The organism is Pseudomonas sp. NPDC079086 (assembly GCF_044542155.1).
In the GTDB taxonomy this organism is placed as follows: domain Bacteria; phylum Pseudomonadota; class Gammaproteobacteria; order Pseudomonadales; family Pseudomonadaceae; genus Aquipseudomonas.
In genome coordinates, this window is sequence record NZ_JBITTY010000001.1 from 219,989 (window position 1) to 243,932 (window position 23,944).

Genomic DNA, 23,944 nt, shown 5'->3' on the forward strand with positions numbered 1-23,944 from the left:
TGTAAGGCCGCGATCATCGCGCGCCGCACACCTGACGCCAGCCCCGATGAAAAACAACCTGATTGCCGCCGCCGAACTCGACCGCCTGGAAACCTGGGCCAAATACACCGCAGACATGTGCCACAGCTGTATGTCCAGCTGCTGCACGCTGCCAGTCGAAGCGCGGCTGAATGACCTGATCCGTATCGGTGTGGTTGATGAGTTCGAACGCAGCGAGCCGCTGAAGAACATCGCCAAGCGCCTGCAGAAAGACGGCATCGTCGAACGTTTCCATCAGAAGTCGGGCATCTTTACCCTGACCCGCATGAGCAATAACGACTGCTACTACCTCGATCGTAAAACCCGCCTGTGCACCATCTACGAAAAGCGCCCTGATACCTGCCGCAACCATCCGAAGATCGGCCCTCGCCCTGGTTATTGCGCGTACAAGCCAAAGAGCTAAGCCCTCCAGCCTTATACCTCGCGGGCGGCAACGACTGTTGACGCCCCAGCCCCGCACGCCTCAACCCCTTCCCGCTTGACCACCCCGCCAAACTTTATGCAGCGCAGCTGCGTGCGAAGTGCACAACTTACGCACAAAGCAAACGCGCAATGAACTATAGCCGTGCATAAGCAGTGTTATTTTTATGGCGCCATAAATATAACACCGATATTGACAACTATTTTTTGGCGCCTTAAAAACATCAAACTATAAGTTGTTGTTTTTAAACACAAAAATAAATCATGAAGTTGCATATAAAAAATAACGACACATTGGTTCATGTTTTGCTTGAAGAGCACAAACAGCCAACTTAGTATCCGCGCCAGTTCACTTATCGCCGCTCCTTAATCGCGCTTAGTCATGATTAAGAAACTTTCACGGCGTACAAATGAATATGGAAGTTGGCAACGCTTTAAGCCGACTGTTGATTAATTGAGAGAGGGATCTATGAGAATCAGTATTTTCGGATTGGGCTACGTGGGCGCTGTCTGTGCCGGTTGTTTGTCGGCGCGCGGACATGAAGTCATCGGGGTCGATGTATCACAACCGAAGATCGACCTGATCAATCAAGGCAAATCTCCTATTGTTGAACCTGGCCTTGCCGAGCTGCTCGAAGCTGGCGTCAAGTCAGGCCTGCTACGCGGCACGACGGACGTAGGCGCTGCAGTGTTGGCCAGTGAGCTGTCCTTTATCGCCGTAGGTACGCCAAGCAAACGCAATGGCGATCTCGACCTCGGCTATATGGAGTCCGTGTGCAAACAGATCGGCGAAGCGCTGCGCAACAAGCAGGACCGCCATACCGTCGTTGTACGCAGCACCGTCCTGCCGGGCACCGTCAACAATGTAGTCATCCCGCTGATCGAAGCAGCGTCCGGTAAAAAGGCTGGCATCGACTTTGGTGTGGCCACCAACCCTGAATTTCTCCGCGAAAGCACTGCGATCAAAGACTACGACTTCCCGGCCATGACCGTTATCGGTGAACTTGACGAGCAGTCCGGTGACCTGCTGCAAGAGCTCTATAGCGAGCTGGATGCACCGATCATCCGCAAGTCGATCGAAGTCGCGGAAATGATCAAGTACACCTGCAACGTCTGGCATGCGACCAAGGTCAGCTTCGCCAACGAGATCGGCAACATCGCCAAGGCATGCGGCGTAGATGGCCGTGAAGTGATGGATGTGGTGTGTCAGGACCACAAACTCAATCTGTCGCGCTATTACCTACGCCCAGGCTACGCATTTGGCGGTTCCTGCCTACCCAAGGACGTCCGCGCCCTGACTTACCGCGCAGGTCAGATGGATGTCGAACACCCGCTATTAGCGGCCATCATGCCGAGCAACCGTGCACAGGTGCAGCGCGCCTATGACATGGTTTCCAGTTACGACAAACGCAAAATCGGCTTGCTCGGTTTGAGCTTCAAGGCTGGCACCGATGACCTGCGTGAAAGCCCGCTGGTTGAGCTAGCCGAGATGCTGATCGGCAAGGGCTACGAGCTGCGGATTTTCGACAGCAACGTCGAATACGCCAGGGTATTCGGGGCGAACAAGGAATACATCGAGTCGAAGATCCCCCACGTGTCGTCGCTGCTGTGCAAGGAGCTTGATGAGGTGGTATCGGCATCCGACGTGCTGATCATCGGCAACGGCGATGCACGTTTCGCTGACGTGCTGCAGAACATCGGTGACGACAAACAGATCGTCGACCTGGTCGGTTTTATGGAACACACCACCAGCGCAAACAAGGAAGGCATCTGCTGGTAAGCCAACAACCAACAACATTAAAGGCGGCACCGTTACAGGTGTCGCCAGCTCGACTGCGGCGCATTGCCAATGCTACTGCCTTCACGATCTGAATCGATGTTTACAAGGAGTGACAACATGATTCCTCTGATTTTATCCGGCGGCAGCGGATCCCGGCTCTGGCCGCTCTCGCGCAAACTGTACCCAAAGCAGTTCCTGGCCCTGACCGGCAGTGCCACGATGTTTCAGCAAACGCTCAAGCGCCTGGCACTTGAAGGCATGGGCAAGCCCATCGTGGTGTGCAATGAAGAGCATCGTTTCATTGTCAGCGAGCAACTTGCAGCCATCGACTGCAAGGCACAGAGCATTCTGCTTGAGCCTTTCGGTCGTAACACTGCGCCAGCCGTGGCGATTGCCGCGATGCACCTGATCGCCGAAGGCCGTGACGAGTTGCTACTGGTATTGCCCGCCGACCACGTGATTGAAGACCTGCAAGTGTTCCATACGGCACTCGGCGTTGCCCGCAAAGCGGCGGAGCAAGGCGAGATGGTGCTGTTTGGCGTACCGGCTGAGCGTGCAGAAACAGGCTATGGCTACATCAAGACCGGCGGCGCAAAAAGCGCGCTGTCTGCCGGTGTTCTAAAGGTTGAGCAGTTTGTCGAAAAACCTGATCTCGCAACCGCCAGCAGGTTTGTCGCACAGGGCGACTACTTCTGGAACAGCGGCATGTTCTTGTTCCGCTGCAGCCGTTATCTGGAAGAACTGCAACGCCATGACCCTGACATCTACGACACCTGCCAACTGGCCCTGAGTCGCAGCAAGGCTGACTTGGAGTTCATTCGTATCGACCCAGGCTCTTTTGAATGCTGCCCGGATAACTCCATCGACTACGCCGTGATGGAAAAGACCGATCGCGCTTGTGTCGTGCCGCTCGCCGCCGGCTGGAACGATGTCGGTTCTTGGTCAGCGTTGTGGGACGTGCAAGACAAGGACAGCAACGGCAACAGTCATGCTGGCGATGTAGTGATGCATGACAGTCACAACTGCCTGGTGCACAGCCAGAGCAAACTGGTGACCCTGGTTGGTCTGGATGACATGGTGGTGGTGGAAACCAAGGACGCCGTGATGGTTGCGCACAAGGATCGCGTGCAAGACGTCAAACAGCTGGTCAACACCCTGACCGCCCAGGGCCGCACGGAAGCGCAGGATCACTGCCAGGTCTATCGCCCGTGGGGTAGCTATGACTCCATCGACAACGGCAATCGTTTTCAGGTCAAACGCATCGTCGTCAAACCGGGCGCCAGCCTCTCGCTACAGAAGCATCACCACCGAGCCGAGCACTGGATTGTGGTATCCGGGACGGCGCGTGTGACCTGCGACGAGAAGTCGTTTCTGCTCTGGGAAAACCAGTCGACCTACATCCCCATCGCCGCCATTCATCGCTTATCCAACCCCGGCAAGATTCCTCTGGAAATCATCGAGGTGCAGTCGGGCAGCTACCTGGGTGAGGACGACATTGAGCGCTTCGAAGACGTCTACGGCCGCACAGACACCACGGTCAACTAATCAAGGCCCTGTTCCGGGGCCGCATGGCACAACGCCTCGCGGTAGAGAACGGCTTCAATGGAGGAAGCATGACGCATGCTTAGGTTTTTTGTAGAGGCAGTGAAGTGGGTCGAGACTTCGCCAGCGCTCGGCAAGCTGTGCGGTTGGGCCTGCCTGATCGCATTGATCGCACTCGCCTCTGAGATGATCGACCCGAGCTACCTGGACCCGTCGCATCAGAAATTTATCTTTCTGATCGGCGCTCTGGGCATGTGGCGCTACGGCAATGCGGCGATTCACTACACCCGCGGCATGTATTTCCTGCACTGGCGCTTCCCGCGTATGCGCAAAGCGGTAGAGCGCATGGGCGCTGCGGCGTTGCCCGAACATATGTTCATGGTCGTCACCAGTTTCCGCATTCCGACGCACACCACCTATAAGGTCTATCAGTCGGTGTTTCAGGAAGTTCAGCGTCTGCAAGTGCCGTGCACGGTCATTGCTTCGATCGTGGAGAAAGGCGATGAGAACTTCATCAAGGACATCATGCGCCAGGAAGTGCGCGAGCGTGATGACATCAAGCTGATCATCGTGCGGGCCCGCGGCACCGGCAAACGTGACGGCCTAGCCCATGCCTTCCGCGCCCTGTCGCGGCAAATGCCCCTGGAAAATGCGGTCGTCGGCGTGGTCGACGGCGACACCATGATGCTACCGGGCTGTGTCGAGCGCGCAGTGACCATGTTTGCCTACCTGCCTAGCGTCGGCGGCCTTACCACCAATGAGTTCTGCGAGGTGGAAGGCAGCAAGCTGATGCAAGAGTGGCACACCATGCGCTTCGTCCAGCGGCACATCAACATGTGCTCAATGGCGCTATCTAAACGCGTTTTGACCATGACTGGGCGCTTGTCATTTTTCCGTGCCAGTGTGATGACCGATCCCGAATTCATCAAAGATGTAGAAGCCGACTTTCTCGATCACTGGCGCCTGGGGCGCTTCCAGTTCCTTACCGGCGATGACAAATCCTCCTGGTTCAGCCTGATGCGTTCGGGCTGGGACACCTTCTATGTGCCCGACAGCCACACCCTGACAGTCGAGCATCCGCCAGACAGCAGCTTCCTGCGCGCGACACGCCAACTGATGTACCGCTGGTATGGCAACTCGCTGCGGCAGAACTTCCGCATTACCAAATTACTGGGCCTCGACCGCCTGGGCCTGTTCACCATGTACGTGCTGTACGACCAGCGGGTGTCCATGTGGACCTGCCTGATGGGATTAAGCGCATCAATCGTGGCCGGCCTGCTGTTCGGTATCCAGTACCTGCTGCTGTACCTGTTCTGGGTGTTGCTGTCGCGCACCCTGGTGACCCTGCTGTTCTTCTTCAGCAAGCACCCGGTGGACCCGATTTATCCCTTCGTTCTGTATTACAACCAGATCGTAGGCTCGGTGATGAAGGTTTACACCATGTTCCACATGGACCGGCAGAGCTGGACCCGGCAAAAAACCACACTCAGCAACGGCAGCGTCAGTTTCGATGCAGCCCTTAACCGATGGACTTCGAAGGCGATGCTGCTGTCCTCCATCGCCATTTTCTTCGGGGTCATTTCGGTCCTGCTTGATCTCACGCAACCTTAAGTAAAGGCGCGAATGCTATGAGTAGCACCACTGTCTTACCTGCAAATGTTGTTCACGAAGCAATTGATGAACGTCAGTTCGTGCGCACCAAGATACCGGCCCGCATCACCCTCGAAGGCAATGGCCTGAAAGGTTTGGAATGTGAAATACAGGATATTTCCTTGGGTGGCATGGGCCTGTTAATTGAGCAGCCTATGAAGCTCGGCAGCCTGTTCACCGCATCGATCAGGCTGAAGCTGAACAAGATCGACCTGAACATCGACACCAAGGTGAAGATCGTTTCACAACGCGGCCAGGAAGTCGGAGCTGAATTCGTCGAGTTGGATCGGCAGAAGCGCGACATTCTGCGCTACATCATTTCGGCCTATATGTCCGGCGAGATCGCCGACATCAACGGCCTGTTCAACGTGATGCAGCGCGAAAACTACATCAAGGAACGCAAGACCAAGCATGCCAGCGCACGCACGCCTGGCGACCGGGTGAAAGCGGCACTGGGCACCCTGCTGTTCCTCAGCGCGGGCCTGGCGGCTCTTAGCCTGATTCTCTACAAGAGCTATCTGCTGTTCTTCCATATGCCTGCAGCACAAGCCGTGGTCAGCGCCAATGCTTACATCGTGAGCATGCCGGAGAACGGCAACCTCAAATACCTGATTAACGCCGAGCAAACCAGCGTTACCACCGGCCAACCGCTGGCCAGCGTGTCGACCCAATTGGCCAGCAGCCTGACCAGTCCGGCCGATGTCGCCGCACTGGCCGACCTGAGCGCGCCAGATATGGCGGCTCTGCTCGGTCGCATCACGGTGGAAACCGTGATCGCCAGCCCGTGCGACTGCACCCTGTATTTCCCCAAGCCGCGTATGGATGGCTTTGCCTACAAACAGGAACCACTGGTGCACCTGCTGCCGCAGGATCAGCCGCTGCATATCAAGGCCAGCGTGCCCTTCGAGAAGATGGACAAGCTGGAGCGCGTGCGCTCGGTTGAACTGCGTGTACTGGGTAGCCATGACACCATCGCAGGGGAAATCGTGGCCAGCCACCTGGACGAAGCCAACCAGATGGTCGAACTGACCATCAAGACGGAAAGCGAGCTGCCACGCAGTGCCTACCAGCTGCCTGCCGCTGTCGACTTCGGGCTCGGCTTGCCCCTGCGCTGGATATTCTGAGGTTGCCCATGCAGGTCAGATCCCTCATTTGCACCGTTGCCTTGACGCTGTCGCTTAGCGGCGGCGCGCAGGCAGCACGCAGCCTTGAGCAGGTTCGCTATGCGCTGTTCCAGGACAGCCAGGCGCAGGTCGAAGAAGACCTGCGCCACCTGGCAGAGCGTGGTGATCTGGGCGCCACGCGCTTGCTTGGTGAGGTGCTGATCGGCCGTAGCCCGAGTAATGCTGCGCAAGCCATCACGCTATTCAAGCAGGCATTTGCCGACGGCCGGGGCGACATCGGCGCGCTGACCCCACTGGCACGTCTAGTGGACTACAAACCACGCTTGCGCGAGGCCAACCGGGCGTATATCCGCCAAGCGCTCGAGCGCTTCGCCACAGGCCGTGACTTCATTGCTGTCGATACGCGCCTTGAAGTGTTCCTGGTTTACCCCGAGCTGTTTCAACAGGCAGAAGTTGCACGGCTAATCGAACTCTATGAGCGCGCCTGCCTGATCTACTGCCACGCCCCGCTGTATCGGGCGGTTGCGGCGGTGCATAAAGGTGATCGGGCGGATGCTGATAAATGGTTCCAGCTGGCCGTTGAAAGCGACACCCGTGCGGTCTATCGCTATTACGAGTTCCTCGGTGAAGAACGCAATTCACTCTTTCGCGCGTTCGCCACCCAGCTGACTCCGCGTATGCAGGCATTGCCGGTTGATCTGGTGCACCGCATTGGCCAGCAACTGACCAACGTGCGCAACTCCGAAATCAGCGCCTACAACAACAGCCGCCCACAGACACGTGCACAGACGCCAGAGGAAGGGAAAGCCCGCGACCTCAAGGCACAGGCACACGCCAGCCTGGTCGAACAACTCGACCGCGAAGTGCTGCAGTGGCTGGACAATGCCATTGAGCGCGACTTTGGCCCGGCCATGCTGAGCAAAGCTGGCTTCCTGATGACCGCTCCGGACCGCTACGGCCCAGAGCCGGTCGAGGCCCTGATACAGCGCCTCGAACAACGCCAGGGTGAGAATCTGACCCTGAGCATGGCCGAGCGCGAACAACCCATCACACCGCAGCGCATAAAAGCATTGCGCGCCAGCTTCCACCTGGTGCTGTGGCGCACGCTCGACCCGCTGCTGAGCCAGCGCCTAATCGCGGAGCTGCAGGCCGAACACTATGAAGAAGCTGCCCTGCTCGAAGGTGATCTGTACAGCCAGGGCGGCCTGAATGAGCCCGACCAGGATCGCGCCTTGTCGCTGTACATGCAGGAAGCGCAAAAAGGCTCCGTTAATGCCCTGCTGCGCATCGCGCGGCTGTACACCTACGGCCGCGCTATTTGTCGCGATAACGCCAAGGCCTTCACCTTTGCCTATGCCGCCCACGAACTGGGCGACCAACGCGCCACAGACCTGATGCTAGCCCTGCAGTCGCGCATCACCCCACAGCAGCGTGATGTAGCCACTGCCGACGGCAACCGCCTTATCGAGGAATCAGCACTGTGAGACTCAACATCGCCCTCAGCTCCATGGCCCTGGCACTCACTTGCCTACCGCTGGCTACGTTGCATGCCGAAGAAGCCGCCGCACCCACGCCAGAGCTGGAGCCCGTTACTTCGCTGGTAACCCACAAACTGTTCTTGCGCAGCGGCTACGGCCCTGACGAAACGCGCCTAGGCGAAGATCGCCGCAGCTTCTTCAGCCTCCGTTATGAACCCTCCTACCGCTGGTACTCGCCCGAACAACGCTGGGCAAAGTGGGAGGCGTTCGGACGCCTGTGGCTGAACTATGACACCGACCCGAATGCTCTGCAGGACACCGAGGGCGACAGTGACAACCAGTCAAGCCGGCGTCATGCCTATGCCGAAGCCCGCGAGTTCTATGTGCGCCGCAACCTGCTGGGTGACGACCCGCGCTTCTCTCTGACCTTCGGTCGCCAGCGCTTCAGTGATCGTTTTGGCATCTGGTGGGACGACAGCCTGGAAGCCTTGCGGCTGGACTATAACGACAGTTTTGCCAGTGGTTTTGTCGCGATCGCCGAAAAATTCTATTACTACAACTCGGACGACAACCGACTCGACCCGCGCGACAAAAAGATTCGCTATCTGATGGCCGAGTACGCCTGGCGCTGGCATGCCGACCATTGGGTCGGTGCCCGCCTGCTGCACGAAAACGATTACTCGGGCAGCTCCCGGGATGATCGCCAGGATTTCGATGGCCTGCGCTATGGCGTATTCCTGCGCGGCGACACCCGTCAGCTGACGCCACTGATCAGCGATTACCACCTGGAAATTGCCGCGCTCGACGGCGACCTCGAGAGCACACAAAGCAACGGCTTGCGCGAACGCGGCGATAAGCAAGGCTGGGCCGTGGTGGGCGACATCGGCAAGCGCTTTGACACCCTGCCGTGGACCCCACGCGTAGCCCTCACGGCAGGCATCACTGATCGCCCGGATGACAGCGGCAACGATGGTTTCAACCTCAATCGTATTCAATCCGATCGACGCAACGATCCGCTCAGCTACAGCAGCCGCCTGGTCAGCAACCTGGTCGGAGTCAACCTGAGCAACCTGGCGTTCTACGGCGTGGCTCTGGAAACCCAGCCCACTGACCGCACTGCGTTGGATTTCCGCCTGAGCGACCTGCATCTGCGTAACCGCAGCGCCCAGTTACCCCTGCGCACCATCGCCCCAACCCCCGAAGATGAAGTGCGCGATACGCGCTCATCCCATCTGGGCCAGGCTCTGGACATCAACCATTACTGGCGCATGTTCCCCCTGGCTTATGAGGGCAAGCGCGTGCAACTCAACACCCTGACCAGCCTGAGTTACTTCAGGGCCGGCAGCGCGCTGGAGATCGGTGACGACTACCAGCTGACCATTGGCGTCACCTTGAGCTACTGACCGAGAGAAGCGCCAGCATGATCTTCGCCTCCAACGTATTCCTGTTCCTGTTTCTGCCGGTGTTCCTGCTCTGCTATTACGTAGCCAAGGATCACTGGCGCTCGTACGTGATCGTGCTTGGCAGCTACCTGTTCTACGCCTGGTGGCGCCCGGACTTTCTCCTGCTGTTCGTCGCCATCTCGTACTGGAACTACTGGTTCGGCCTGCGCATCAAGGCGCGGATGGATGCTAGCGAGAAGAAAATTGCCTTTCGCCTGCTAACCGTTGGGGTCATCGGCAACCTGGCCACCCTGGGCTACTTCAAGTACGCCAACTTCGGTGCTGACGTGCTTGTGGCGGTACTGGAACCGCTGGGCATCAATACTTTCACCCTTGAGCACATCATCCTGCCGCTGGGGATCTCCTTCTACGTATTCCAGGCGCTGAGCTATATCGTCGACATCTATCGGCGCAACGCAGAACCCACCGAGCGCTTTGTCGATTTCGCCGCCTACATTGCGATCTTTCCGCAACTGATCGCCGGGCCGATTCTGCGTTACAGCCTGATCGACAAGCAGCTCAAGCATCGCACCCACTCCATGGAGCTGTTTTCCCTCGGCGCCTGCCGCTTCATGCTCGGTTTTATCAAGAAAGTGCTGATCGCCGACTCCCTGGCGCCGATGAACACCCTGTTTATCGGCGGGGGCGGCGAGTTGCAGATGGCCGACGCCTGGTTCGGCCTGCTTATCTCCGCCCTGCAGCTGTATTTCGACTTCTCCGGCTACAGCGATATGGCCATCGGCCTGGGCATGATGATGGGTTTTCGCTTCGCGGAGAACTTCAACCAGCCCTATATCGCGCAGAGCATTACCGAGTTCTGGCAACGTTGGCACATGACCCTGGCCGAATTCCTGCGCGACTACGTGTATATGCCATTGGTGCGCAAACGCCTGGTCGGCATGCTCACCGGGCTGGTGATCACCATGCTGCTGTCCGGACTCTGGCACGGGCCGAGCTTCGCCTTCATCTTCTGGGGCTTGTTCTTCGGTATCGCCATGGTGGTCGAGCGAAAGCTAGGCATCGCCACCAAGGTCAGCACGCCCTACAACTTCTGGCGCAATGTGCGGGCCTGCACGCTACTGCTATCGAGCATGCCGCTGTTCTTCACCGGCAACCTGCCGCACAGCCTGGAGATCTATCAGGCCATGATCGGCCTGAACGGTTTTGGTTCGCTGGACATGTACTGGTTCGGCACCTCAGCCATGACCCTGTCGTTCACCCTGATTGCCTTGCTGTGGATCGTTATCGCCGGCGGCATCAACATCCGCTACTACGCCGGAGCCAACAAGGATCAGTACTTCATGCAGCATGTCGGCGGGGTCAACGCACTGCTGCTGTGGGCTGGCTTCATCCTGACCCTCAGCCGTCTGGCAGCCAACTCCTTCTCACCCTTTCTGTACTTCCAGTTCTGAGGATGCACCCATGTTTCCCGTTATGAACTCGGCCAGCAAGGTCAATGGCATCCTCTTTTGCGTAATGCTACTCGGCATGTTCCTGTATTCATTGCCTGCGGTTTTCGGCTTCGCCGGTACCCAGACCCAAGCCATGTCACTGTTTCTCGACGGCAAGCTGGTGCGCCAGTTCGAGCAGTTCTATGACAAAAATCTGTTTCTGCGCGACCCGTCCGTCAAGCTGTGGGCCAATATCCAGCACACGATTTTCCGTGAAGGAGCCAGCGGCGTCGTACTGGGGCGTGATGGCTGGCTGTTTACCAATCAGGAATATCTGGTACCCAATAATCTGCAACGCAACCTGGATAAGCAGCTGGCGCAGATCAGCAAAGTCCAAGAGCAGCTGGCGCAGCAAGGCAAACGCCTGATTCTGCTGCCCATCCCGATGAAGCTGGACACCTACGCCCAGCATGCTGCCTACGCACCCACTTCGCAGATCACCGGCCTGTATGAGCGCTTTAGCGAAGCGCTGCGCGAACGCGGCATCGACACGGTGAACCTGCGCAGCGCCTATATGTCGGCCGCGGCAGATGAGCCGCTGTTCTTGCGCAACGACACCCACTGGAGCCCGAAGGGCGCTGAGCTTGCCGCGCAAACCCTGGCACTGCAGTTCCCTGAGCTACGTGCGGACACAGCTTATGTCACCCGCGCGGTCAGCGAAAAAGCCGTGGAAGGTGATCTGCTCAACTACCTGAAATTCGATCCGCGGCTCGACCCAAGCTACTTCAAGCCGGTGCATATCAATCTCTACGAGACGCTGAAGCAGAACCAACCCCTGGCGGCAGACAGCCTGTTCGGCGACGAAAGCCTGTCCCTGGCGCTGGTGGGCACCAGCTATACCCGCATCGACGACTGGAACTTCATCGGTTTTCTCAAACAGGCGCTGCAACGTGACCTGATCAGCGTTGCGCTGGAAGCACGCGGGCCATTCCAGTCCATGGACGAATTCCTGGCCAGCCCGGCGGCCGCAAGCAGCGACCTGCAAACGATCATCTGGGAATTCCCCCTGCGCACCCTACTCGCCCAGCGCCAAGTTCCTTCGGCCTTGGCCACTCCAACCACTGCACAGCACTAAGAGGTGTTTTCATGCCGGTTTCCATACGTCGCGCGTTAAGCGTACTGCTACTGACATTCAGCTGGAGCATCAGCCAGGCGGCTCAGGACGGTAATGCCGACCTTTACGACGCGGTAGCTCCAGCGAACTCGGCTTTTGTCCGCGTGCTGAACCTGAGCGAGCGCAATATCGAAGTCACCCTTAGCGGCAAGAACAAACCCCAGGCCGTCACCAGCGGCCAATTTGGTGGCTATCGTTTTGTCGCACCAGGCAAGCACCAGATTGCCGTGGGCGACAAGGCACTGGAAAGCGAACTGAAAGCCAACACGGCCAGCACAGTGATCTACAGTGACGGAGAGCTGCTGCTGATCGCCGACCAGTTCGTCAATGAGCCGCGCAAGGCCCAGATCGCTTTCTATAACCTTACTGACAAGCCAGCCGCCTTAAAGACAGTCGACGGTCAACACGTGGTGGTGGAAATGATCACGCGCGACCAGACCGGCAGCCGTATGGTCAACGAATTGAAGATCGCCTTCGCCGCTTATGCAGAGGCAGACAAGCTGGTCAGCTTCGATGAGTTGTTCCTGAAAAAGGGCCGCTCTTACAGCTATGCCCTGCTGCCAGCAGGCAGTGGCTACCGTGCGATCACCCTGGCTAACAGCATCGACCCCACCGAATGAACCCTGGCCTGGCGGTCATACAAGTGAGCGGACGATGAACCCGACGAACATGAAACAATACGTCTTGCTGGCCTTCGGCGGCCTGCTTATAGCCTGTGCGCAAGTCGCTACGGCTGCCGCGCCGGTAGAGAAAAAAGAAGAATGCATGGACCTGCAGTGTCTGATTTGCCCCGGCCTCAGCTCGCCCGCCGAGTACGCCGAAGGCAATATGAAGCTGCTCAAGGAAATCGTTCCGGGGCGTGACCGCTGGCTGTTTCGCTCGGAAGTCGACCTAACTAACGACTTCGGCATCCCAGCAGCGATGCAGCCAGAGTTCGCCCGTTTGATGCGCGCCTTTGCCAGCCACGGCACACAAGTCACCATGGCAATACAACCGACCCGCGGCCTGATGCACCGCGCCCAGTTGCTGCCAGGGCAAACACACGGGTTCGACTACCCACTGGCCAGCGCCAACCTGAGTCGGTTCCTGCAGCAGATGCGCGATGCCGGAGCCATCGTCCCGGACATCATGAGTTTGGTGGAACAACCACCGAAGGACTTCTTCTTCCGCCGTGACCACCACTGGACGCCTATCGGAGCGCAGACCACCGCAAAAGTCACTGCCGATGCCATTCGCCAGCACCCGGTCTATGCCCAGCTACCGCGCAAGGGCTATAAAACCGAACAGAGCCTGACCCTTTACAAAGACGGCACCCTCAACCTGGGCTTATCGACCATTTGCGGTAACCACTTCGGCTACCAGTTTGTGCCTGGCTACCAGACCGTCCCGGAGAGCAACGATGCGGCCCAGTTGTTCGAAGAGCAGCCAGACCCGGAAATCGTCCTGGTCGGCACCAGTAACTCCGCCGCCCGTGAAGATGAAACCAAGCAGTTCAACTTCGATGGCTTTCTCAAGGACTACCTGGGCAGCGACCTGATCAACTACGCCCTGCCTGGTGCAGGCCAGGACGGCTCGCTGTTGGAATACCTGCTTTCGGCCAACTACAGCCCGGACAAGGCGCCCAAGCTGATTGTCTGGGAACTGCCCGCCAACTACCGTCTGGATGGCGAACTGACCTACCGCCAACTGATCCCGGCCGTGAATGGCGGCTGCAAAGCCAGCGAGAACGTGCTTGAGGGTCGCATTGAGCGGCCAAGCATGGGGCTCAATGATCGCCTGGAGTTGCTCAGCAATGCCGGCGAAGGACGCAAGGCCCTGAAAGGCCTGGACGCGGTGCTCGACATCCGCATCAGCGACCCAAACATCAAGAACTTCTACATCATTGCCTATTACGACAATGGCGCACGCGACAAGGTATGGTTTCGCCGCGAAGCTATCGTCACGGGTGGCCAGTACTACCTGGAGCTCAGTCGCGCAGCTGAATTTCGCGATGCCAACCTGCTCTCGGTGTTCCTCGAGCCGACCCAGGTTGTCGAGAAGCCGTTCCAGGTTGAGACCAAGCTATGTCTTTGAGCAGGTCAACCAGGCACATGGCGGCAGCCCTGATGCTACTCGCCAGCCCACTGAGTGCCAGTGCAGCACAATCGATCTGGGCCAACCAATCGACCGCAGCAGCGCGACTGGTTACGGACTACCGCAGCGAGCACTGCCCGAAAAAACCACCTGCGGCCTATACCGGACACCTGCAACTCGACAGCAAGTACGACCAGAATGACGCGAGCAAAACCAAGCTGGTACAGCGCCAGAGCAAGGACACCCAACGCATCCGCAAGCAGGTGCAGCAGTACATCGGCGGGCTGATCAAAGCCGGTCAGGTGTTCCAACGTACCCGCAAGGCCAGCGAGGCCAATACCGCACTGGCCTGCCTTGATCAGTGGCTGGATGCCTGGGCCAACCAATCCGCACTGCTCAGCGATGATGCCAGCAAGACCGGCGTCGCTTCGCGCAAATGGGCCCTGGCCGCTATCGCCTCGACGTTGCTCAAGGTGCAGGCCCTGAGTGATCAGCGCTACCAGTTGAGCGAGGCCCAAACCCGCTGGCTTGGCCAGTTGTCACGCAAAGTGGTCGAGGAATACGAGCCGCGTCGCTATGACCCTGGCATCTACTTCAACAACCATGACTACTGGGCAGCATGGGCCGTCGCTGCCACGGGCATGTTGCTCAATGATGACAAGGCACTGGCATGGGCCGATATCGCCTTGCGCCGCGCCTTTACCCAGCTCACCCCAGGCCAGGGCGATTACGACTACCTGCCACTGGAAGTCGCACGAGGCCGCTTGGCGGCCGACTACAGCCACTACGCCCTGGTACCCCTGATGCTGTTGGTGGAAGCCGCCGAACTGAACAACCGCGCGCTGACGGTGCAGGAGCGCGAGAAACTCGCCCGCCTTGCCAACTTTGCCGCCCGCACCGTACTTGAGCCAGACACCCTGGTGGAACTGTCAGCACGCCAGGAGGATGTCGGTGAACACAAAATGGTCTGGCTACTGCCCTTCCTCAGCCGCTACCCGCAACACCAATGGGCCCGGCGCTTGTACCAGGAGTACGGCGAAGACATAAACCACTACAGCCAGGTAGGCGGCGACCTCAAGCCGCTTTACCCCCAGCTCAACTGACCCAGGATGGAACCCATGTCACAGGCACTGTCCTTCTGCCGTTTCCTGCTGTTGGCGACCAGCTTCGGCTGCAGCCTGGCGGCCCACTCCGCCCCGGCCGCACTGCACACGCTGGACCCGCAATGGCAGCAACAGCAACAGCAAGAGGTTCGCCAGCGCACCCTGAATGAAAGCCAGCCGCCGACCTTCGACCTGCGTGCGCCAACCGCACGCGGCAGCGCCAGCCTGGAGCCGATGTACTCCGCCCAGGCTGGCAGCTGGCCCTTCGAGCCCTTTGTGCACAACGGTTTGTTCCGCGCGATTGCCGGCTACCAGGCGCAACACCCACGTGCCGTGGTGATTCGTGGTGGCGCCGTGACCCTGGCGCAACTGCAGGCCCAGCTGAACAACCCGCAAGTCCTGCGTCGGCATGAAGACGGTTACCTGCTCAGCTACCCACTGATGATTGCCGAAGATGCTGCCCTACTGATCGACAATCAGGTGCTGTACCTCTTCGGCCCTTCCGGCACCGCGCTGATCAACCAGGGCCTGCTGCGTGTACAAGGATCGCGCCTGGAGAGCTGGAGCGACGGCCGCGCCCCAGCCACCGACCGGCCAACCCGCCCCTTTATCATGAACTGGGCCGGCAGCCGCCTGCAGGTCGATAATTCGCAGCTGGTAAAAATCGGCTATAACGCCAACTTCTCGCGGGGCATCAGCAGTGGTCTGAGCACTCAGCAATCGCCAACCAGCCCGGTAGCCCGCATCCAGGTGAGCAATAGCCACTTCGAAGGCATGTCGACCCCACTGGAGCTGCGCCACAGCAACGTGCTGATCCGCAATAACCAGTTCAACAAACAGCAGCAATACGCCATTGATCTTGGCAACAGCCGTTTCCTGATCGCCGACAACCGTATCGACGGCGTGCAACACAACAGCGGCATCCGCGTCAGTGGCAGCAGCAGCGGACGCGTTCAGAACAACCTGATCCTGCACACCGGCAAGAGCGCTATCGAAGTCAGTGATCAGGCCGGCGCCCTGCTGATCAAGGGCAACCGCCTGGGCGCCTCGAATGGCTATGGCCTGATGCTGCGCCGCCTCAACGGCAGCGCAGCCTTGCTGATCGAGGACAACCTGATCGCCAATAGCCGGCTGAGTGCCATTGATGCCGGTGAGCTGAATGGCGCATTCATCCTCGGTAACCGCATCCTATCGACGCCGGAATACGCCATCAGTCTGCGTAACGCCAAGCTGACTGCCGGGCAACTGGTGATAACCGGCAATACGCTGGAAGGCATCGGCAAAGCCATGATTCGCGTGGAAGGTATGCAGAATACGGTGCTCGGGGACAATCACTACCGCGCCAACCCGCTGCTGCAAAACCTGCTGACCGGTGATCTGCTACCCCTGCAAAGCCAGGTGCTCGACAGCACGGTGCGGCGTAACTGCCACCTGCAGATTTCCCAGAGCCTGGCCGGAGCAGCCGACACCTCAGGTGCGCCCATCTGCAACAACTAAGTTCCTGAGGTAAAGGCGCAGCGACCGCAGGATTGAGCTGCGCCCTGCCCTCGGGCAAGCTGGGCGGCATGGACAACTCCGACTTCCCCGATGACGCCCAGCAGACCGAACGCACCCGCGCTACGGTGATGCGTTATCACTTCAGCTGGAAAGACCGCGACCTCGACGCGGTGATGGCGTTGTATCACCCGGATATCCAGTACCACGACTTCTTCCAGCAGCGCTGCATGGGCCTTGCCGAGCTGCGCGAGTATGTGCGTAACAACCTGCCGCGCCAGCCTGGTGAAGCGCTGGAGCACACCGACCGCATCCGTATCGACGGCCACACCGCATTTATCCAGTACCGCATCAGCCTGCACGGCAGTGGCGGCCTGCTGGCGTTTCGCACCGGCGAGGCGATTACCGTGCGTGACGGCCTGATCTGGCGCATCCATGAATACGCCACGCTGATGCGCGAGGAGCGCGAGCTATCCACCGCCAGTGATTCCCGCCCAGCCCTTAGCCGCCTCGGCCTCAGTGCCCGCCAGCTAGGCCTGCTCGCCCAGGATCTGGAAGACTACATGCAGCGCGCCCAGGCCTACCTCGACCCGCAGCTCAGTCTGCCGCAGGTGGCTGCAGCCACCGGCTACAGCCGCAACCAAATCTCCCACCTGCTCAATCAGGTGCTCGGCCAGAGCTTCTACCGCTATATCAACCACAAGCGCCTGCAGCACCTGCTGACGGGTCTGGAAGCCGGCAACGATCTGCAGCGTATCGATGAGCAGGCCTTCGCCGCCGGCTTCAACTCACTGTCGGCGTTCTACAGCTGCTTTCGCCGGCACACCGGCATGTCGCCCAAGGCCTACCTCAAACAAATTTCCTTGCGGGCACGCACACAAGACACGCCCTGATAGCTCTCCTACTCTCTGCGCAACGCTACTTACTTGCCGGAGATCACGATGAGCCCATGGCGCTCCCTCAGCCTGTGGATGGATCAGCTGGACGAACCGCTGACCGCCCGCCCCGCGCTGACCGAAGACCTGCACGCCGACGTGGCCATTATCGGCGCGGGCTACACCGGCCTGTGGACCGCCTATTACCTTAAACGCCAGGCGCCACAGCTGCGCATCGTCATCCTCGAAGGCGAGATTGCCGGTTTCGGCGCATCCGGGCGCAACGGCGGCTGGCTGATGGGCAACCTGCTCGGCCAGGACCACCTGCTCGCCGACCAGCCCAACGCCGCGCGCCAGAGTGCCTATGCGTTACTGCACGGCATTCCCGATGAAGTCGCCAGCGTGCTGCAGCGCGAACAGATCGCCTGCGATTACCGCAAAGCTGGCGTGCTTTATTGCGCCGCGCGCTACCCGGAACAGCTGACCAGCCTGCGCCAGCACCTGGCCGAGCTACGCGACCTGGGTCTGGATGAAAACGACTACCGCTGGCTGACGCCCTTTGACCTCGGCAAACAGTTGCAGCTGGCCAACGCCTTCGGCGCGATCTACACGCCGCATTGCGCGACCATTCAACCAGCCAAGCTGGTGCGTGGTCTGGCGCGATGCGTGGCGGCCATGGGCGTCGAGCTATACGAACAGAGTCGGGTGATCGACTGGCAAACCGGCCTGGTGCGCACCACCAGTGGCAGCGTGCGCGCTGACTGGATAGTCCCGGCTGTGGAAGGCTATGCCGCCAGCCTGCCGCCGCTGGGTAACCATCAGCTACCGGTACAGAGCCTGCTGGTGGCCACCGAACCGCTGCCCAAAGAAGTCTGGGCCGATATCGGTCTGGAGCGTGGCCAGGCCTTCAGCGAAAACAGCCGGCAGGTTACTTACGGCCAGCGCACCGCCGACAACCGCCTGGTGTTCGGCGCCCGTGGCGGCTACCGCTTTGGCGGCCGCTTACGCACCGACTTCAACCTCAGTGAGGATGAGCGCGACCTGCGCCGCTACCTGTTCAGCGAACTGTTCCCGCAACTCAAGCAGGTGCGTATCACCCATGCCTGGGGCGGCAACCTGGGTATGGCCCGGCGCTTTCGCCCGCACATGCTGGTGGACCGGCGCAATGGTATCGCCCTATCCGGCGGTTACGGCGGCGAAGGGGTAGGCGCCAGCAACCTCGGCGGGCGCACCCTGGCTGACCTGATTCTCGATCAGCAAAGCGAGCTGACCTGTCAGCCCTGGGTGCTCGGTGATCAGCCCCTCAACCAGCTGCCGCGCTGGGAGCCAGAGCCGCTGCGCTGGCTCGGCTACAACGCGATCATCCAGAGCTTTGTGCATGAAGACCGCGTACTCGCCAATCCCCACAGCCCGCCCTGGCGGCGCCAACTGGCCAGCAACCTGGCCGGCACGATGGAAAAATTCATGCGTTAACCCCCGGAGAGTTTCATGAGCATCGAACACTTCAAGAACACCGCGCAGCTAGCGTTGCCAGACAGCAACCCGGTCGCCGTGCCGCTCGGCGAACCTATCGCTATCACCAGCAGCCACGACATCGAACACGCAGATGGCGTTGCCGCCGGTATCTGGGAGTGCACGCCGGGGCGCTGGCGGCGGCAAATCGCCCAACAGGAGTTCTGCCACTTTATTGCTGGGCGCTGCACCTTCACCCCAGATGGCGGCGAGCCCATGCAGATCCAGGCGGGCGACGCCCTGTTACTGCCCGCCAACACCTTCGGCGTGTGGGACATCACGGAAACTGTGCGCAAGAGCTTCGTCCTCCTGAAATAACCCGGCCCAGCGCAGGCCAACACCTTTCACTTGCTACTGCCACTTCGACAACACCGATAAAAACGATGAGGTATTCCCATGCTGAAGAAGTTACTTCCTCTGCTGCTGTTAAGCAGCGTCAGCCAGGCCGCAGAAACCGTGCGTATCTACAACTGGACCGACTACATCGCGCCTGACACCCTCAAGCAATTCGAACAAAACAGCGGGATTACCAGCCACTACGACGTCTACGACAGTAACGAAACCCTCGATGCCAAGCTGATGGCTGGGCGCTCCGGCTATGACGTGGTGTTTCCGTCCAACCATTACATGGCTCGGCAAATCCAGGGCGGCGCGCTGAAGAAGCTCGACAAGAGCCGACTACCAGGCTGGAACAACCTCAACCCGATGCTGATGAAGGCGCTGGAAACCAACGACCCAGGCAACCAGTACGGCTTCCCTTACCTGTGGGGCAGCACCGGCATCGGCTATAACGTCGCCAAGGTGCGCGAAGTGCTCGGCACGAATGTACCGCTCGACTCCTGGGACCTGATTTTCAAGCCTGAGTACCTGGCCAAGCTCAGCCAATGCGGCGTGGCGATTCTCGACAATGGCCCCGAGATGCTCCCAATCGCCCTGCATTACCTCGGCCTGCCGCACCACAGCAAGAACCCAAAGGACTATGCAAAAGCCGAAGCCCTGCTGATGGAGATGCGTAAGAACGTGCGCTACTTCCACTCGTCCAAGTACGTCGGCGACCTGGCCAATGGCGATATCTGTATGGCCGTGGGGTTTTCCGGCGACATCATGCAGGCCGGCAACCGCGCCGCAGAGGCAAACAATGGCATCAGCATCAACTACGTCATTCCCAAGGAAGGCACGCCAATCTGGTTCGACATGGTCACCATGCCGGTCGACAGCAACAACGAACAAGCGGCCTACGCCTTTATGAATTACCTGCTGCAACCCGAGGTAATCGCGCAGATCACCAACCACGTGCAATACGCCAACGGCAACAGTGCCGCCGACAACCTGGTTGACCCCAAACTGAAAGCCGATGCCACGGTTTACCCGCCGCAGGACGCGATGGATAACCTCTACGCCCTGGAGGCCATGCCATTGAAGATCGACCGCGTGCGCACACGCATCTGGAGCAAGGTCAAAAGCGGGATCTAAGCCTCCTAGAGGCTGCATCACGGCCAAAACAAAGCCCCCGTCAACATTGGCTGACGGGGGCTTTTTGTTGGCCGTGGGCGGTAATTAAAGCTCGGCGGCCTGAGTGCTCTCGCGCTGAGCCAAACTCCCCGCACTGGTCTTGGGCTTGATCAGGCTGAAATCAATCAAGCTCTTTGGTTGCGCGGGATTGCCAATCAGTAGCGGCATTGGTTGAAAGTCACTGCTGACCAGACTTTTATGCGCGTCATATTCATCAAAGCGCAGCCCGGCAAGATCAGCCCAGGTGTGGATAAAGTGCGCCGAACTGTAAGGCCGCGACAGCGTGGTCGTGAAATCCCGGGGCTGCTGCGCCTGCCACTGCGGCGAATTCCAGACAATAAACGGCACGGTATACATCGGACTGGTAGGCGCGGCCTCATTACGCCCCAACACATTAGGCTTGGATGCATCGAATACCGCTTCACCGTGGTCCGCCAAGTACAACAACATGCCATTTGGCTCGTGCCCCGCTAAATCCTTGATCAGGCTGGCCACCACATGGTCGTTGTACAGCACCGCATTGTCATAGCTGTTGTAAGTGGGTAACTGATCGCCCGTTACATTTGCCGGCACACCGGCGCGATCAGTAAAGCGCTCAAACTCAGGCGGATAGCGGTACTGGTAGCTCATGTGCGTACCCAGCAGGTGCACCACGATAAATTTGCGCGGCGCCGCATCGGCCAGCACCTTGGCAAAAGGCGCCAGCACGTCACCGTCATACTGGCGGGCGTTCTGTTCACGGTTGTTGTTCAGGTAGAACTGCTCATCAGCCTGCTCAGAGAACGTGGTGAGCATAGTGTTGCGCTTGGTCATGGTCTGCTGGTTGGTGATCCAGTAGGTCTTGTAGCCCGCCTGCTTCATCAGGTTGATCACCGATGGCGTGGTCAGGTAGCGATCCGGGTGCTCCTGATCGGCAAAGGTCAGCACCTGCTGCAACGCTTCGATGGTGTAAGGACGCGGCGTTACAACGTTATCAAACACCTGCAACTGATCACGCAGTGCATCAAGCTCCGGGGTGGTCTCACGCGGGTAGCCATACAGGCTCATGCGTTGGCGATTGGTAGACTCACCGATCACCAAAACCAACGTGGCCGGCTGCCCGGCATGCGCATCCTGCAAATTCGCCAAGGGTGGAATGCTGGCGTTCTCAGCCAACAGCACCTGCATATTGGCCAACTGCTCGCGGTAGTTCTTGTAACCCACAGCCAGCTGCCAAGGCGTCGCTGTTTCGATGCGCTGGGCAAAGTTATCAAACCCTGCCTGCCAAGTATCATGCTTGCTGAACTGGCGCAGCGCCGGATAACCCACAGATACAAACACGGCCAAGACTGCGGCGAATAACGCGCCAGGGCGCGACAGGTATACCGGACGCACCTTGCGCCACAGCAACCAGCCACCCAGGCCGTAGGCGGCAAATGCCAGGAGCATCCACCAGGAGAAGTACTGGATCAGGTATTCGCGACTCTCATTCAGGTTCGACTCGAACATGATGAAAATCACGCTCTGCGAGAACTCCTGACCGTACACCAGGAAATAGCCAAAGCTGCCTAGCGAGCAAAGCCACAGCAGCGCGCCAATACCCGCAGCCAACTGGCGGGCGCGGGCCGGCCACAGTAACAACGGCACCAGCCACAGCGCGCTGGCCAGCAAGGCCTGACGGAAACCGGAAAAGCCGGCTGTACCGGTCAACTGGATCAGTAACTGGGTAACGCCAGAGAAATACCAAAAGAACAAAAAGGCCCAACCTAAACCGGCCCAATCCACGCGCTGACGTGGCGACACTTGCAATGCTGCTGACATGGCGACCTCATGACACCTAAATATCCGTCACCCTTATGCCAGCCAGCCTGTGAAAATTCCGTCAAACACCCTGCCGGAGTGAGCAACTTTTTGCCCACCCAAGAAAAAGCCCCCACGGCACTCACCTGCAGGGGCTTTTCAACCGCGCTACGCCACTAACTCTTGGCAATAGCCATAAAGACATATCGTCAATATGGCTAGTTCAACGGCCCAGCGTTATACAGCCCACTCCATGCGCACTGATAATTTCCCGTATTTAGATTGTAGAAATTGAAGCGACTGCATTGATTGTCGTAATTGTAGGAGCCTACAGAAACACGCAACACTCCCAAGTTAACGCCCTGCAATGAGACATACCTGCCATTGTATAAAAGCGAAAAATGCAGATGCGGCCCTGTTGAACTTCCGCCCTCGCAAAGCGCGGTATTTCGGTTACCCGCATACACCCCTAACTTGGTATTGACCGTAACAGTTTCCCCATTACTCACCCGAATATTGTCCATATGATAATAGTTGGTCGACCAACCATTTGCGTTAGTGACCCTTACCTGACAACGCGACAATACACTGACGCGACCGCCATGTGCCGCCGCCACGCTGTATGTCTGGGCGCCCCAACCCGGCCAGTCGTAGGACACATCGATGGAGGAGTACGGCGAGCCCGAGCCAGTGTGAGAATGCGCGCCATTTGATTGCCAGGAATAACCTTGATACCAGGGTAGTTGCAGCATATTGGTCGGCGGCAACGCATTAGCCGCTAACGCCATTTCACGACTCGATTCAACGCTGCGCAACTGCTCAGGAGGCGTATGAAACAGCTGAGAAAACGCTTGAGTAAAAGTTTGCAGCGACGGCGTTTTCTTGAGTATCGAAGGCTCATCATGCAATAGCCCTAACAGCGCTGCACTGGCTCCATTTAGGGCCGCTACCTCCTCGCCTGATCGCTTAATGCCAGTGTGCGGCTGTTGACGCTGGTAGGCCTCAAAGCCATAGAACCGCTGTGATAGCTGCTGCAAAACATCGCGCAGTTGTTCGGCAAAACCACTCGCAGTGGACAGCTCAGCAAACGGTGCCTGCAATTTCTCCTGGCTGGGCGCAGACATCAGTCCAGTTTTAAGCTCCATAAGCGCCAGCACTACCTTGGGGCTAATACTGTAGTAACCACTCCAGTGGGCTATCAGTTCCTGCTTGTCACGTAGCACAGGCGCATACACCGCGAGATAACCAGCAAGGTCGAACGCCTCGGCATCTCGCCCATATAGAAACAACGCGTTGCTAAAGAGCACGTCGCCGCTTGCTGGCAGTAGGCGCTGTATGTCGCGTGCTGAGTAATTAAATTCTGGCTGATTTATTTCACTGGCAGTAACGCTTGTATTGATTGCAGCTAAGCCCAAGCAAGTAAGCACTACAACGTTAGAAGCCACACAAGTGCGTCCATTCATCACTTTATCCCTCAATGGCTCAACCCAGTATTGCCCCAGAAAATCTCCACATCCATGCATATAACTACGCAAGCAGGCTTAGATCAAAACCTG

19 protein-coding genes are annotated in these 23,944 nt (G+C 58.6%); 17 read left to right on the forward strand and 2 right to left on the reverse strand.

Going from position 1 to position 23,944, the window contains the following annotated elements; genetic code table 11:
• Positions 1–46 precede the first annotated feature (46 nt).
• The 17 genes from ACIGEK_RS01035 (at position 47) to ACIGEK_RS01115 (ending at position 20,570) form a co-directional block, all read left to right on the forward strand.
• Positions 47–442, forward strand: a complete 396-nt coding sequence (locus tag ACIGEK_RS01035; protein WP_090254835.1) for a YkgJ family cysteine cluster protein — start codon at positions 47–49, stop codon at positions 440–442.
• Positions 443–928: 486 nt separating this feature from the next.
• Entirely contained in the window at positions 929–2,239 is a 1,311-nt protein-coding gene (locus ACIGEK_RS01040; RefSeq protein WP_397491548.1) for a nucleotide sugar dehydrogenase, read from the forward strand.
• Between the two features lie 117 nt (positions 2,240–2,356).
• Positions 2,357–3,784 (forward strand): mannose-1-phosphate guanylyltransferase/mannose-6-phosphate isomerase, encoded by a 1,428-nt coding sequence (locus ACIGEK_RS01045; RefSeq protein WP_397491549.1) that lies wholly within the window; start codon positions 2,357–2,359, stop codon positions 3,782–3,784.
• 75 nt (positions 3,785–3,859) lie between these two features.
• On the forward strand, positions 3,860–5,392 hold the full coding sequence (locus ACIGEK_RS01050) for a glycosyltransferase (RefSeq protein ID WP_397491550.1): 1,533 nt from the start codon (positions 3,860–3,862) through the stop codon (positions 5,390–5,392).
• Positions 5,393–5,409: 17 nt separating this feature from the next.
• On the forward strand, positions 5,410–6,555 hold the full coding sequence (locus tag ACIGEK_RS01055) for a PilZ domain-containing protein (protein ID WP_397491551.1): 1,146 nt from the start codon (positions 5,410–5,412) through the stop codon (positions 6,553–6,555).
• Positions 6,556–6,563: 8 nt separating this feature from the next.
• Complete coding sequence (locus tag ACIGEK_RS01060) at positions 6,564–8,039, forward strand: sel1 repeat family protein (RefSeq protein WP_397491552.1); 1,476 nt, start codon at positions 6,564–6,566, stop codon at positions 8,037–8,039.
• Positions 8,036–9,436 (forward strand): alginate export family protein, encoded by a 1,401-nt coding sequence (locus tag ACIGEK_RS01065; protein ID WP_397491553.1) that lies wholly within the window; start codon positions 8,036–8,038, stop codon positions 9,434–9,436. The genes ACIGEK_RS01060 and ACIGEK_RS01065 overlap by 4 nt, the downstream gene beginning before the upstream one ends.
• Positions 9,437–9,453: 17 nt before the next feature.
• Complete coding sequence (locus tag ACIGEK_RS01070) at positions 9,454–10,887, forward strand: MBOAT family O-acyltransferase (protein WP_397491554.1); 1,434 nt, start codon at positions 9,454–9,456, stop codon at positions 10,885–10,887.
• A 10-nt stretch (positions 10,888–10,897) separates the two neighbouring features.
• Positions 10,898–12,001, forward strand: a complete 1,104-nt coding sequence (locus ACIGEK_RS01075) for an alginate O-acetyltransferase (RefSeq protein ID WP_397491555.1) — start codon at positions 10,898–10,900, stop codon at positions 11,999–12,001.
• Positions 12,002–12,012: 11 nt separating this feature from the next.
• Complete coding sequence (locus ACIGEK_RS01080; RefSeq protein ID WP_397491556.1) at positions 12,013–12,660, forward strand: alginate O-acetyltransferase AlgF; 648 nt, start codon at positions 12,013–12,015, stop codon at positions 12,658–12,660.
• A 49-nt stretch (positions 12,661–12,709) separates the two neighbouring features.
• A complete protein-coding gene (locus ACIGEK_RS01085) occupies positions 12,710–14,113 on the forward strand; it encodes an alginate biosynthesis protein AlgX (RefSeq protein WP_397491557.1) in 1,404 nt (467 codons plus the stop codon).
• 17 nt (positions 14,114–14,130) lie between these two features.
• Positions 14,131–15,216 carry a polysaccharide lyase gene (locus tag ACIGEK_RS01090; RefSeq protein ID WP_397491558.1) on the forward strand — a complete coding sequence of 362 codons (1,086 nt, stop codon included), beginning with the start codon at positions 14,131–14,133 and terminating at the stop codon, positions 15,214–15,216.
• A gap of 15 nt (positions 15,217–15,231) precedes the next feature.
• Positions 15,232–16,713, forward strand: a complete 1,482-nt coding sequence (locus tag ACIGEK_RS01095) for a right-handed parallel beta-helix repeat-containing protein (RefSeq protein WP_397491559.1) — start codon at positions 15,232–15,234, stop codon at positions 16,711–16,713.
• 68 nt (positions 16,714–16,781) lie between these two features.
• The gene (locus ACIGEK_RS01100; protein WP_397493057.1) at positions 16,782–17,603 is read left to right on the forward strand and encodes a helix-turn-helix domain-containing protein; all 822 of its coding nucleotides are present in this window, start codon (positions 16,782–16,784) and stop codon (positions 17,601–17,603) included.
• A gap of 48 nt (positions 17,604–17,651) precedes the next feature.
• On the forward strand, positions 17,652–19,058 hold the full coding sequence (locus ACIGEK_RS01105; protein ID WP_397491560.1) for an NAD(P)/FAD-dependent oxidoreductase: 1,407 nt from the start codon (positions 17,652–17,654) through the stop codon (positions 19,056–19,058).
• 15 nt (positions 19,059–19,073) lie between these two features.
• On the forward strand, positions 19,074–19,415 hold the full coding sequence (locus tag ACIGEK_RS01110; protein WP_397491561.1) for a cupin domain-containing protein: 342 nt from the start codon (positions 19,074–19,076) through the stop codon (positions 19,413–19,415).
• A 78-nt stretch (positions 19,416–19,493) separates the two neighbouring features.
• The gene (locus ACIGEK_RS01115; RefSeq protein WP_397491562.1) at positions 19,494–20,570 is read left to right on the forward strand and encodes a polyamine ABC transporter substrate-binding protein; all 1,077 of its coding nucleotides are present in this window, start codon (positions 19,494–19,496) and stop codon (positions 20,568–20,570) included.
• A gap of 84 nt (positions 20,571–20,654) precedes the next feature.
• Here the strand turns inward: ACIGEK_RS01115 and cptA are convergent, their stop codons facing one another.
• Together cptA and ACIGEK_RS01125 are read right to left on the reverse strand one after the other, a co-directional pair.
• Positions 20,655–22,409: a phosphoethanolamine transferase CptA gene (cptA, locus tag ACIGEK_RS01120; RefSeq protein WP_397491563.1), complete on the reverse strand. Its 1,755-nt coding sequence runs from the start codon at positions 22,407–22,409 to the stop codon at positions 20,655–20,657.
• Positions 22,410–22,606: 197 nt separating this feature from the next.
• Complete coding sequence (locus ACIGEK_RS01125; RefSeq protein ID WP_397491564.1) at positions 22,607–23,851, reverse strand: M23 family metallopeptidase; 1,245 nt, start codon at positions 23,849–23,851, stop codon at positions 22,607–22,609.
• Between the last annotated feature and the right edge of the window lie 93 nt (positions 23,852–23,944).

Coding starts and splice junctions, on each gene's coding strand:
- ACIGEK_RS01035 (WP_090254835.1), top strand. CDS start 47: ATGAAAAACAACCTGATTGCCGCCGCCGAACTCGACCGCCTGGAAACC.
- ACIGEK_RS01040 (WP_397491548.1), top strand. CDS start 929: ATGAGAATCAGTATTTTCGGATTGGGCTACGTGGGCGCTGTCTGTGCC.
- ACIGEK_RS01045 (WP_397491549.1), top strand. CDS start 2,357: ATGATTCCTCTGATTTTATCCGGCGGCAGCGGATCCCGGCTCTGGCCG.
- ACIGEK_RS01050 (WP_397491550.1), top strand. CDS start 3,860: ATGCTTAGGTTTTTTGTAGAGGCAGTGAAGTGGGTCGAGACTTCGCCA.
- ACIGEK_RS01055 (WP_397491551.1), top strand. CDS start 5,410: ATGAGTAGCACCACTGTCTTACCTGCAAATGTTGTTCACGAAGCAATT.
- ACIGEK_RS01060 (WP_397491552.1), top strand. CDS start 6,564: ATGCAGGTCAGATCCCTCATTTGCACCGTTGCCTTGACGCTGTCGCTT.
- ACIGEK_RS01070 (WP_397491554.1), top strand. CDS start 9,454: ATGATCTTCGCCTCCAACGTATTCCTGTTCCTGTTTCTGCCGGTGTTC.
- ACIGEK_RS01075 (WP_397491555.1), top strand. CDS start 10,898: ATGTTTCCCGTTATGAACTCGGCCAGCAAGGTCAATGGCATCCTCTTT.
- ACIGEK_RS01080 (WP_397491556.1), top strand. CDS start 12,013: ATGCCGGTTTCCATACGTCGCGCGTTAAGCGTACTGCTACTGACATTC.
- ACIGEK_RS01085 (WP_397491557.1), top strand. CDS start 12,710: ATGAAACAATACGTCTTGCTGGCCTTCGGCGGCCTGCTTATAGCCTGT.
- ACIGEK_RS01090 (WP_397491558.1), top strand. CDS start 14,131: ATGGCGGCAGCCCTGATGCTACTCGCCAGCCCACTGAGTGCCAGTGCA.
- ACIGEK_RS01095 (WP_397491559.1), top strand. CDS start 15,232: ATGTCACAGGCACTGTCCTTCTGCCGTTTCCTGCTGTTGGCGACCAGC.
- ACIGEK_RS01100 (WP_397493057.1), top strand. CDS start 16,782: ATGGACAACTCCGACTTCCCCGATGACGCCCAGCAGACCGAACGCACC.
- ACIGEK_RS01105 (WP_397491560.1), top strand. CDS start 17,652: ATGAGCCCATGGCGCTCCCTCAGCCTGTGGATGGATCAGCTGGACGAA.
- ACIGEK_RS01110 (WP_397491561.1), top strand. CDS start 19,074: ATGAGCATCGAACACTTCAAGAACACCGCGCAGCTAGCGTTGCCAGAC.
- ACIGEK_RS01115 (WP_397491562.1), top strand. CDS start 19,494: ATGCTGAAGAAGTTACTTCCTCTGCTGCTGTTAAGCAGCGTCAGCCAG.
- cptA (WP_397491563.1), bottom strand. CDS start 22,409: ATGTCAGCAGCATTGCAAGTGTCGCCACGTCAGCGCGTGGATTGGGCC.
- ACIGEK_RS01125 (WP_397491564.1), bottom strand. CDS start 23,851: ATGAATGGACGCACTTGTGTGGCTTCTAACGTTGTAGTGCTTACTTGC.